This window comes from Pseudomonas sp. ML2-2023-3, from assembly GCF_037055275.1.
Lineage (GTDB): Bacteria > Pseudomonadota > Gammaproteobacteria > Pseudomonadales > Pseudomonadaceae > Aquipseudomonas.
Genome location: NZ_CP146343.1, coordinates 5,248,025 through 5,259,756, shown reverse-complemented (window position 1 = coordinate 5,259,756; position 11,732 = coordinate 5,248,025). Strand labels below are relative to the sequence as shown.

The 11,732-nt window shown below is 60.6% G+C and carries 5 protein-coding genes; 4 read left to right on the top strand and 1 reads right to left on the bottom strand.

The window, feature by feature from the left end; translation table 11 throughout:
* Positions 1-88: 88 nt before the first annotated feature.
* On the bottom strand, positions 89-3,058 hold the full coding sequence (locus tag V6P94_RS24275) for an autotransporter domain-containing protein (protein ID WP_133078840.1): 2,970 nt from the start codon (positions 3,056-3,058) through the stop codon (positions 89-91).
* Positions 3,059-3,240: 182 nt separating this feature from the next.
* Between V6P94_RS24275 and V6P94_RS24270 the strand changes: the two genes are divergently transcribed.
* The 4 genes from V6P94_RS24270 to V6P94_RS24255 all read left to right on the top strand — a co-directional run bounded on the left by V6P94_RS24270 (position 3,241) and on the right by V6P94_RS24255 (position 11,729).
* On the top strand, positions 3,241-7,953 hold the full coding sequence (locus V6P94_RS24270; RefSeq protein ID WP_338648837.1) for an AAA domain-containing protein: 4,713 nt from the start codon (positions 3,241-3,243) through the stop codon (positions 7,951-7,953).
* 204 nt (positions 7,954-8,157) lie between these two features.
* Complete coding sequence (locus V6P94_RS24265; RefSeq protein WP_133078842.1) at positions 8,158-8,907, top strand: FCD domain-containing protein; 750 nt, start codon at positions 8,158-8,160, stop codon at positions 8,905-8,907.
* A gap of 403 nt (positions 8,908-9,310) precedes the next feature.
* Positions 9,311-10,222, top strand: coding sequence for a 5-dehydro-4-deoxyglucarate dehydratase (gene kdgD / locus V6P94_RS24260; RefSeq protein WP_133078843.1), 912 nt, complete (start codon positions 9,311-9,313; stop codon positions 10,220-10,222).
* Positions 10,223-10,373: 151 nt separating this feature from the next.
* On the top strand, positions 10,374-11,729 hold the full coding sequence (locus V6P94_RS24255) for an MFS transporter (protein ID WP_133078844.1): 1,356 nt from the start codon (positions 10,374-10,376) through the stop codon (positions 11,727-11,729).
* Positions 11,730-11,732: the final 3 nt, after the last annotated feature.

Here is an 11,732-nt window from a genome sequence, read left to right as displayed (position 1 = left end):
GCGGGCTTGCTCGCGATGCAGACGACACGGTCTGTCTGGATAACCGCGTGATGCAATCGCGAGCAAGCCCGCTCTCACAAGGCCCTAGTCAAAAACTCATTTGCCATTGCCCGATCAGCCCGTGGGTGCGGCTGTTGCTGCCCATGTCGCCGGTGTAGCCCACGCCCAGTGTCTGGCGGGCCGATACGCCAATATCCAGCCCGGCTTCCAGCACCAGGCTGTTGCGATCCAGCGCGCTGCCTTCGACATTGAACGCAGAACCGCCGAGCACAAAGCGCTGATTCGTTGAACTGCTGACATCACCATACGTGTGTTTCCAGCCTGCGCTCAGGCGGGGCGTGATGCTCATGCCGTTTTCCAGTTGGCTCAAATGGGCCAGGCGCACGCCCAGGGTGCTGCTGAAGTTGTCCTGGGTCTGCTTGTCGACGCTCAACGCGGCCGCACCGCCTTTTTCGGTGTAGCGGTCACGCTGGTAGCGTTGATAACCCAGGTTGGCAAACGGCTCGGCACTCAAGCGACCGCTGCCCAGGGCGTAGCCCAGCTCGGCAAAAGCCTGCTGGCTGCTGGCGTGGTAATCGCCCTTGGGCTGGTCGGTAAAACCGTTAAACGCCACGCTGCGTTTGCTGTCCCCGTTATGGCCGCTGTAGGCCGCGCCCAGACGCACTGCCAGCGCACCGCTCTGGCGTATCCCGTAGACACCCGCATGCCAGCTGTTGACCGTGCCCTCCATAGCGCTGCTATCCACATCGGTTTTTGAGTAGCCGCCCAGCACGCCCATGCGCCAGTCCGGTGTCAGGGCCCAGTCGGCGCCCAGCACGCCGCCTTTGGTGCGTTGGGTCAGGTCGCTGTTGCCGTGTGTTCCGTCCAGTCGGCCATAGCTGCCCAGCCCCTGGAGCCAGAGTCGGCCCTGGGCATTCGGGTCATTGAGGTTGCGCACGCCGGGCGGCAGGCCGGTGGCGGCCAGGGCTGGGGTGTCCGGAGCGGTACTGGCGACCCGCAAACCGGCGCCTGCGCCCACGGACTGCATGGCCGCCAACATGCTGCTGCCCACCTGGGACGTGGCGCCCAGGGTGGCGCTGCTCAGGCTGGCGTTGCTGCTGCCAGCCAGTTGCTCGATGGCCCCCCCCGCCGCTTGTGTGCTGGTGTTGAGCAGGGCGTTATACAGCGCGTTGTCCGCCTTGAGCTGGCTCAAGCCGATGGCGGCGCTGTGGCCGTTGGCGCTGCTGGCGTACTCGGCAAAGGCCACGTCATTGCGGGCATAGGTCAGCTCGACGCTGGTGGGGGTGTAGTTGAGCGTCGGGGTGAGGAAGGCATAGTCACTGGTGACATTGCCAAACGTGCCGTCGAGGGTGCCAGCGCTTAGCACTCGGTACTGGCTGAGCCACGGGTAGGTGCCGCTGCCAGCATTGATGGCCAGCGTTGCACCGTTGAGGTGGGCGGTGCCGCCGACCTGCACCGGCGCGCTGCTGCCATCGGCATTGACCCCGTAGGCCAGGGTCGCGCCGCTGCCCAGGGTCAGGTCATGGGTGATGGTCGCGGTGCCCAATTGCGGGCTGGTTTGCAGCGTGCCGTTGACCAGCAGGTTGCCGACACTGCCACCCCCGGCGTAAATGCCACCTTCGTCCACGGTGAGGGAACCACTGATGGCACCCTGATTGACCAAGCGGGCGCCGCTGAAAATCTCGCCCCCGTCACTGAAATCGTTCTGGCTGGTGAGTGTCCAGCTGCCGGATTTGACGTCCAGCCATTCGAAGTTCCGGCTGTTGCCCAAGCGGCCACCGGCCGGGTCATCCAGAGACACCCGGTCGTAACCGCTGCCGCCGTCCACCAGGCCGTCGAAGCGGCTGGCACTGCCCAGCGTGAGGCGGTCATTGCCACCGCCAAGGTCCAGCGCCTGGCCATTGCTGCCACTGATCAGGCCATTGTTGAAGACCACGTCCTCGAACTCGCCCACGAACTTCACGCCAAAACCGTCCTGGCCCTGGATCGTGCCGTTGTTGATCAACGTGGTGGCGGCCAGTCCTGATCCATCGCTGCCGTCATCCACCAGCACCGCATTGTTGGCGCCGCTGACCCGTGCGCCCAGGGCGTTGTAGATAAAACCACCGCCCAGGGCGATCCCTTCGCTGCCATTGGCAAACCCGTTCTTGTCGACGCCACCGGCGCCGGTGCCCTGAATCACGCCGTAGTTCTCAATATGGGCGATCAGGTCGATATCCACGCCATCGCCGTCACCATTGGGCTTGAGCCCGGAATAGGCGCCGGTGATGGTGCCGTGGTTGATCACGGTGCCATCCCCGTCCGAGCCGAAGCCCGAGCCGTTGCGCCCGGTGACGTCGCCATAGTTGATCAGTGTTGCGCCCAGGTCGGTGGTGATGCCGTGGCGCCCGCCCGAGAGGGTGCCGTAGTTGGTCACCGTCACGCCGGTTGCAGAGTCGATGTCGACACCGTCGAACTTGTTGTCGTCGTTCAGGGCGTCGCCTGTGGAAATCTCGCCGTAGTTGAGAATCGTGGCGTTGGAGCCGGTCTTCATGCCGTCGCTGAACTCGCCGCGAATCAACCCGCCTTCGCGGTTGATCAGGGTGGTTTTGACGTCATGGCTGCGCACCGCGTCGAGGTCGATGGCCTGGCCGCTATCGGTGGAGCGAATAGTACCGCTGTTGTCGATCAGCACGCTGCCACTGCTGAACGGGGTGTCGATGCGCAGGGCATCGTTGCTGCCCTGAATCGTCGCGCCGCTGCGGTTGAAAATACTGTAGTTGCGCTCGCCGCTTGCACTGCCACTGCTGTCGATGGCTCGCCCGCCCGTCGAGATCAGGCTGCCTGCGTTGTCGATCATCACGCCCGGGCCGCTGGTGCTGCCCTTGAGCGTGACGGCCACCTTGGCAGTGGTCAGGCTTGCGGCCGGGGTCACTGTCAACGTATCGCTGGCGCTCAGGTTGAGTGCGCTGGTGCCGGGTGAGTCCAGGAGGGTGTCACTGGCAAGTGCCAGCGGAGCAACGGTGCTTGAGCTCAATAGCGCGATGGCGAGCGCAAGGCGTTGGGGGGAGGCAGGCATGGCGGACGACCTTATCGGGAATAACCGGGCCGTCTTTTATAGCGAGTGGTTTTTACAAAATGATGTATCTGAATACCACTTGAACCTCTGTATTGTGTCGGGCATTGCAGGAATTTTCGCTTTCTCCAGGCGCTTTCACGTTTTTTCGATGCGCCCCCTTATCAAAGTGGTTCAGCTCACACATGGATACAGTACGCGCACGTCTCGCCGGTCTGATTGAATTTGTAAAACAGACGGCACTCATGCAAAAGCGGCCAGCGTTGACCGTCAACCAACACAACGCATTCAGTGCCAGCGAAGAAAAGCTGCGGGCATTGCCGGGTGTCAGCCTGGATGTGCTGGAGGGTGACGAAGACGAAGTCTGGTTGCGGCTTGAGCGTTTGCACGAGACCCGCCCGCCCGCGCCCTTGAGCCCGTTGCTGGCGCTGTGGATCGAACTCAAGGGCACGCCGCAAACCGAACCTGCGCTAAAACTTCGGGTGACACGTGAGGCGCTGATCAACAGTGGCCTGTTGTCCGAGCCGCAGCTTACGCGGTTGACCGCGGTCGGCATTGAGCTCAGCGAAGACGCCCCGGTGGATGAGTGGGTGAATCTTGAGGATTGCCTGGACGCTGGCGAGATCAGGGCGCAGTTCAAGTCCTACAGCCAAACTGCCTGGCGACTGTGGGCCGCAGAGGAAAAACTGCGGCGTAAAAGCATCGAACTCTATGCCGAACTGTTTCTGCTGGTGCAGCAGATGCAGGGCAATCTGGGGGATGCGCAACTGGAACTGGTCTGGGGATTGGGCGTTTCGACGTGGGAACATCCCGTGGTTGGCGTCATCCACTACCCGTTGATCAGCCAGTTGGTCGAGATAGCCATCAACCCGGACTCAATGGCCATCGAAGTCCGGCCACGCGCCGCTGAGCCCCGGCTGGAAGTCGACGCCTACGTGGCCGCCGATATTCCGGGGGTAGGGGCATTGGCGACCCTGGCCAAGGATTTCTTCAAGAAAGAGCAGGCCGCAATCAGCCCGTTCAATCCTTCCAGTCATGAACCGGTGATTCGCTCTGCCTCTTCACTGCTCGATGCCCAAGGGCAGTTTTTGCCGGTGACGGTTGCCCAGGGCGATCGCTCGGTGCCCAAGGCCGCCGAGCATTTATGTGTGACAGACACCTGGATCCTGTTTGCCCGCACCCGCGACAGCAATATGTTTATTGAAGACCTGGGCCGTTTTGAAGGTGAGATCGAGGCAATCGGTGAACTGCCACCGGCGTTGCAGGCGATCTTGACCGAACCTTCCAGCGTGCTTGAGGACGTAGTCCTGCCCCCGTTCCGGGGTTTGTCCTACGTCAGTGGCTCCCAAGGTGGCGATGCGCCTGGGACCAAGGTTCATGAGCTGTACTTTCCCAAGCCTTACAACGACGAACAGGTGCAAATCATTCAGTTGCTGGAGATGCACGACGGGGTTGTGGTGCAGGGCCCGCCAGGCACCGGCAAGACTCACACCATTGCCAACGTCATCAGCCATTACCTGGCCAATGGCAAGCGGGTGCTGGTGACGTCGATGAAAGACCCGGCACTGGCCGTGCTACAGGAAAAACTCCCCGAAGACATTCGCCCGCTGGCAATCAGCCTGCTGAGCAGCGAAGCGGATGGCATGAAGCAGTTCGAGTTCGCCATTCAGAAAATCTCAGCTGAGGTCCAGCGGATTGATCGGTCGCTGTACAAGCGCGAAATCGGCCAGATTGACGACGAAATCAATACCCTCCACGGTCAGATGACCAGTGTCGACCGTGAGATTACCCACTGGGCCGAACGCAACCTGTCAGACCTGGAAATCGACGACGAACGTCTGAGTCCGACCCATGCCGCGTTGCAGGTCGCTGCGGCGCAAGACGAGATCAACGGTTTTGCCGATCAGATCGGGGTGGGGGACGAACATCGCCCGCGTTTCAGCCTGCAAGACATCATCGCCTTGCGTGAAGCGCGGCTTGAACTCAAGGATTCGCTGGCTTATCTGGGCCACAAAATCCCGCAACTGGCCGACTTCCCGGATGCGCAAACGCTGATTCAGGTCCATCAGGATCTGGCCCGGGAAAGTCAGTTGCAGCACAAGGAAAGCACGGGCGAGGTGCCGCGTTTGCTGGACGCCAGCACGCAGACCCTGGAGCAGGCACAGGCTCTGGTGGAGCACCTGGAGCAGTTGCAGGCACTGCGAGTGCAGCTCAAAAGCGCAGAGCACCCGTGGGTGCCGGCCATGCAGGCCTACTTGTCGCGCAACCCCAATGCCGATGTGCTGGGGCTTTTTGACAGCCTCAAGGGCGAGATCGAAGCGGCGCTGACAGGTCGCAAGGCATTTGTAGCCCGGCCGGTGAGCTTGTCATTCGAGCTCCAGGCGCAGCCCGAAGTGGTGGCCGCCATCGATAACCTGGCCCAGGGACGACGCCCGTTCGGGTTGTCCGGCCTGATCGGCAAGGGCAGCCAGAAACAGTTGCTGGACGCCATTCTGGTGCTGGGCAGCAAGCCGCAGAACGATCAGGACTGGGCGCACGTGCAGGCATTTGTGCGCTTCCAGCAACTGGGACGAACGTTGCTGTTGCGCTGGAATGCACTGGCTGGCGAGATGCCGCTGCCGACCCTTGAAACCGATGCCGAGCAACTGCTGGCGGCGGCCCGGGCGATCGAACAGTACGGCGATATTGTCCGCGCCGAGAAGGGCGAAATCCGTGCGCAAACCGAGCTCAGGCACCTGCTCGTGGACTGGGCCGACGTCAGTCAGTTACGCAGTGACGAGGCGGTACTGGGCAAGGGCGAAGGCTTTTTGCGCCATCACCTGATGCGTCACCGACTGGCGGCTACCTGGGCCATCAAGCACTCCTTCAACACGGCCCTGGCCGGTTGTGGCGGTGCAGTGAGCGAGCGCCTGCAAGGGTTTCTGGACACCAGTCTGGGCCAGCCGCAGGTGACGATCGCCGAACTTCAGGTGCAGTGGTCCGAACTGATGGACGAGCTGCGCCGGGTGTTGGCTTTGACGGGTGCGCTCGGCACGGTGCAACAGGTGACGGACCTCATCGCACACAGCGGCGGCCTGATCTGGGCCGCCCGTTTGCGCGACGAACCGAGCCTGGAGCCGGTGGATGACCTGCTCCCGGACAACTGCCTGGAGGTGTGGCGCCTGAGCCGTCTGGCGCGTTACCTCGACAGTATCGACGGGCGCGAAGACCTCAAGCGCCTGTTCACATTACGCGGTGAATTGGAGCTGAACCTGTCGCGCCTGTATCAGGATGCGGTGGTCAAACGCACCTGGCTGCGGTTGTCGGAGAACGCCACGCCGAGTGTCAGGGCCGCCCTGGAGTTGTACCGCACCGCGATCCGCAAAATCGGCAAGGGGACGGGCGTTCGTGCCGGGCGTTACCGGCAGGACGCACGATTGGCCGCCGATGTGGCGATCTCGGCGATCCCGTGCTGGATCATGCCCCATTACCGCATTTGCGAAAGCTTGCCGGCCCAGTACGGTGCCTTTGATCTGGTGATCATCGATGAGGCGTCCCAGTCTGACCTGACGGCACTGCCAGCGTTGTTGCGGGCGAAAAAAGTGCTGGTGGTGGGCGATGACAAACAGGTCTCGCCGGACGGTATCGGCATGGAAGAAGAGCGTGTGCAGAATATGATGGCGCGCTTCTTGGGCAATCAGGTCGGGCTCTACCGGCCATTGATGTCCCCCGAGCGTTCGCTGTACGACCTGTTCAAAGTGGTGTTTGCCAAGAGCGGCACCATGCTGCGCGAGCATTTCCGCTGCGTGGCGCCGATCATCGAATACTCCAAGCGCGAGTTCTACAACCACGAACTCAAACCACTGCGCCTGCCAATGATGACCGAGCGCCTGGACCCGCCGCTGGTGGATTTGCGGGTGATGGACGGGGAGAAAAAGGGCAAGTTCAACCTCGGCGAAGCCAATGTGATTGTCGAGGAAATCCGCCGCCTGATTGCCATGCCGCAGATCGCGGGGCGCAGCATTGGCGTGGTCTCGTTGCTGGGGGCCGAGCAGGCGCAAAAAGTTATGCAGATGCTGACCAAGGAGCTGGGTGAAGAAGTGATCACCCAGTTCCAGATCAGTTGTGGCGATGCGCGCACTTTCCAGGGCAAGGAGCGGGACATCATGTTCCTGTCGATGGTGGCCAGCCCCGGCGACTGTTTTGCCAACAGCCGCGACTCGATTGCCCAACGCTTCAATGTGGCCGCGTCGCGGGCGCGGGACCGAATGTATCTGGTGCGCAGCGTCGAGCTCACCGACCTGAGTGCGGTCGATGGTTTGCGCCGAGGCCTGATTGAACACTTTGAGACCCCGTTTACGCAGGATGCCGCGCAGGTCAGCGATCTGCGCGAGTTGTGCGAATCGGGTTTCGAGCGCGATATGTACGATGAACTGACGCAGCGCGGTTATCGGGTTATCCCGCAGGTTGGCGTCGGGGCTTATCGGATCGACATGGTGGTGGAGGGGGACAACGACAGCCGCCTGGCGATCGAGTGTGATGGCGACCGCTTTCACGGGCCGGACCGCTGGGACAGCGACATGCGCCGCCAGCGCATTCTGGAGCGTGCGGGCTGGCGCTTCTGGCGCTGCTTCGCGTCGGCGTTCACGTTGAATCGCCAGCTGATCATTGAAGATTTGCTGGCCACCTTGAAGGCCATGAACATCGAGCCTGCCAGTGGGGAAGGGGCGGCTCCGAGCATTCATGTCGAGCGGCGCCAGGTGTATGGCTTTCGTCGTGCCGGTGCATCAGCGCAGGAGGAGGGGAGTCGGCCTTATGACAACCGGCCGGCCAAGGACCCGTTTTTGTTCTGGATCCCGGACGACCCGTTTGTGGTGAGTGAGAGTCAAGCGGATGAGTCCTCGCCGCAGACGGCCTGATAAGCCCGCGGGCAGCATCGCAGGCAAGACGGCGGCGGCAGGTTTTGCGTTCACCTGTGTCAGCGGGTGATCGTACAACCGGCTTGAGCTATGATGCATCCATGCGGGAGCACAGCAGCACGGACGTCCGGTGTGTCAGGGCGATTTTTCAGCTGCTTTCATGAAGTGCCCCTGACCCCTTTGATTTCGAGAAAAATGTTCAACATGGATAACCAGATCGACGTACCCCGCCTCCCTCGCAAGCGTCGTAGCCTCGCGCAAGAGTTGGTGACGGTGCTGTCCGAGCAGATCCGCGACGGTATGCTCAAGCGTGGCGACAAGTTGCCTACCGAGTCAGCGATCATGGAGGCGCACGGCGTCAGCCGCACGGTGGTGCGCGAAGCGATTTCCCGTTTGCAGGCGGCCGGGCAGGTCGAGACCCGCCACGGTATCGGCACCTTTGTGCTGGATACGCCGAGCCCGAGCGGTTTTCGGATCGACCCGGCGACTGTCGTCACCTTGCGCGATGTGCTGGCGATTCTTGAACTGCGTATCAGCCTTGAAGTGGAGTCTGCCGGGTTGGCTGCCCAGCGTCGCAATGAGGAACAATTGGCAGCCATGCGTGCAGCGCTGGATGCCCTGAATGAAAACGCGGCACGCAATGGCGATGCCGTGGCGTCGGACTTTCAGTTCCACCTGCAGATTGCGCTGTCGACGGGCAACCGCTACTTCACCGACATCATGACTCACCTGGGCACCAGCATCATTCCGCGTACCCGTCTCAATTCGGCGCGTCTGGCCCATGATGACCAGCAGCACTACATGACCCGGCTCAACCGCGAGCACGAAGAAATCTACCAGGCCATTGCCCGTCAGGATTCCGAAGCGGCCCGTGCGGCCATGCGCCTGCACCTGACCAACAGCCGCGAACGCCTGCGTCATGCCCATGAAGAAGCAGAAGCGCAACGCGGGTAGTCGTTTGTAATCGTTGTAGCCGCTGAGGAGCGAAGCGAGGCTGCGATCGGCGGCGAAGCCGTCGCAGGATCAGACTGCAAGACCGCAGCCTTAGGCTTTACGGGTGCTGCATCACGCCGATCGCAGCCTCGCTTCGCTCCTCAGCGACTACAGGTCAGGCGCATGAAACGGTTGTTCTCAGACAACCTACCTCCTCTCTGAAATTTAATTTCAACCCTGCGCAACTCTCACAAAGCCCGTATTAGACGGGCTTTGTGATTTTCATCAGGCCAAATTCAGGCGCCGCTGAACACGAATTCACGAAATGATATTGACCTTATCTTTTTAAGTTGTACGATGACGTACGACGTAGCGAAGTGCTTACGTATTTTTCATCACAACGTGCTCCCAGGGTGTTCGAATAATGAATCCACAAGAACTGAAGTCCATCCTCTCTTCCGGTCTGTTGTCCTTCCCGATAACCGACTTCAATGCTCAAGGTGATTTCCACCGCGAGGGCTACATCAAGCGCCTGGAATGGCTGGCCCCGTACGGCGCCTCGGCCCTGTTCGCAGCAGGCGGCACCGGTGAGTTCTTCTCCCTGGCAGCCAGCGAATATTCGCAAGTGATCAAAACTGCCGTTGATACCTGCGCCACCAGCGTGCCGATCCTCGCCGGTGTAGGCGGTTCGACCCGTCAGGCCATCGAGTACGCTCAAGAAGCCGAGCGCCTGGGTGCCAAAGGCTTGCTGCTGCTGCCGCACTACCTGACTGAAGCCAGCCAGGACGGCGTTGCCGCCCACGTTGAGGCGGTGTGCAAGTCGGTAAAAATCGGCGTGATCGTCTACAACCGTAACGTCTGCCGCTTGACCGCGCCGCTGCTGGAGCGTCTGGCCGAGCGTTGCCCGAACCTGATCGGCTACAAGGATGGCCTGGGCGACATCGAGTTGATGGTGTCGATCCGTCGCCGCCTCGGCGATCGCTTCAGCTACCTGGGCGGCCTGCCGACCGCCGAAGTCTACGCTGCCGCCTACAAGGCGCTGGGCGTACCGGTTTACTCCTCGGCGGTGTTCAACTTCATCCCGAAAACCGCGATGGATTTCTACCACGCCGTGGCCCGTGAAGATCACGCCACCGTGGGCAAGATCATCGACGACTTCTTCCTGCCTTACCTGGACATTCGTAACCGCAAATCCGGTTACGCGGTCAGCATCGTCAAGGCTGGCGCCACTATTTCCGGTTACAGTGCTGGCCCGGTGCGTACGCCACTGACCGACTTGTTGCCAGAAGAGTACGAGGCACTGGCTGCCTTGATCGACAAGCAAGGTCCGCAGTAAGCAAAAGCCAAGGCCGCTGAGAAATCAGCGGCCTTTTGTGTGAAGGATTACGACCGTCGGCTAGCGCATTTATCTGTAGAAACTGTAAGTCAGCTACACCAAAAAAATAGATTCACCCGCGCATAAAAATAAACAGTGGGAGTAGTACCTCATGCAAGCGACCAAGCCGACGCATGTCCGTTATATGATTTTGCTCATGCTTTTCCTGGTGACCACAATCAATTATGCAGACCGTGCAACTATCGCCATCGCAGGCTCCAGCCTGCAAAAAGACCTCGGCATCGATGCCGTAACCCTGGGTTATATCTTCTCCGCATTTGGCTGGGCCTACGTGGCCGGACAAATCCCCGGTGGCTGGCTCCTCGACCGTTTCGGTTCCAAAAAAGTTTACGCCCTGAGTATCTTCACCTGGTCTCTGTTCACCGTGCTGCAAGGCTTTATCGGTGAGTTCGGCATGTCCACAGCGGTCGTTGCGCTGTTTATGCTGCGCTTTCTGGTGGGTCTGGCCGAAGCACCCTCTTTTCCCGGAAACGCCCGAATCGTTGCGGCCTGGTTCCCTACGGCAGAACGTGGCACAGCGTCCGCGATCTTCAACTCGGCGCAATACTTCGCCACTGTGCTGTTCGCACCGTTGATGGGCTGGATCGTCTACTCCTTTGGTTGGGAGCATGTGTTCATCGTCATGGGCATCCTGGGTATCGTCTTCTCGGGCATCTGGCTCAAGGTGATCTACAGCCCGCGTGAACACCCTCGCATCAACGAGGCAGAGTTCAAGTACATCGCTGAAAACGGCGGCATGGTCGATATGGACCAGAAAGGCAAAAAGTCTGACGGACCCAAATGGGACTACATACGCCAACTGCTCACCAACCGCATGATGCTGGGCGTTTATCTGGGCCAGTACTGCATCAACGGTATTACCTACTTCTTCCTGACCTGGTTCCCCGTGTATCTGGTACAGGACCGCGGCATGACCATCCTCAAGGCGGGCTTCATTGCGTCATTACCTGCAATCTGCGGATTTATCGGCGGGGTGTTGGGCGGGGTGATTTCCGATTACCTGCTGCGCAAAGGCCATTCGCTGACGTTCGCCCGCAAGGCGCCGATCATCGTCGGCCTGCTGGTATCGAGCAGCATCGTGGCCTGTAACTATGTGGACGTTGAATGGATGGTGGTTGGCTTCATGGCCCTGGCATTCTTCGGTAAAGGCGTGGGCGCACTGGGCTGGGCCGTGGTCTCCGACACCTCGCCCAAGCAGATCGCCGGCCTGAGCGGTGGCCTGTTCAATACCTTTGGCAACCTCGCTTCCATTACCACTCCCATCGTCATCGGTTACATCATCAGCACCACCGGCTCGTTCAAATGGGCACTGGTGTTTGTCGGTTGCAACGCATTGATGGCAGTGTTCAGCTACCTGGTCATCGTAGGGCCGATCAAGCGTGTGGTACTCAAAGAGCCACCGACCACTGACCCGAAAACCGCTGAACTTAAACCTGTGAATTCTTGAGGA

Excerpts from the sequence above, each read along its gene's own strand:
- V6P94_RS24275 (WP_133078840.1), bottom strand. The coding sequence starts at position 3,058 with ATGCCTGCCTCCCCCCAACGCCTTGCGCTCGCCATCGCGCTATTGAGC.
- V6P94_RS24270 (WP_338648837.1), top strand. The coding sequence starts at position 3,241 with ATGGATACAGTACGCGCACGTCTCGCCGGTCTGATTGAATTTGTAAAA.
- V6P94_RS24265 (WP_133078842.1), top strand. The coding sequence starts at position 8,158 with ATGGATAACCAGATCGACGTACCCCGCCTCCCTCGCAAGCGTCGTAGC.
- kdgD (WP_133078843.1), top strand. The coding sequence starts at position 9,311 with ATGAATCCACAAGAACTGAAGTCCATCCTCTCTTCCGGTCTGTTGTCC.
- V6P94_RS24255 (WP_133078844.1), top strand. The coding sequence starts at position 10,374 with ATGCAAGCGACCAAGCCGACGCATGTCCGTTATATGATTTTGCTCATG.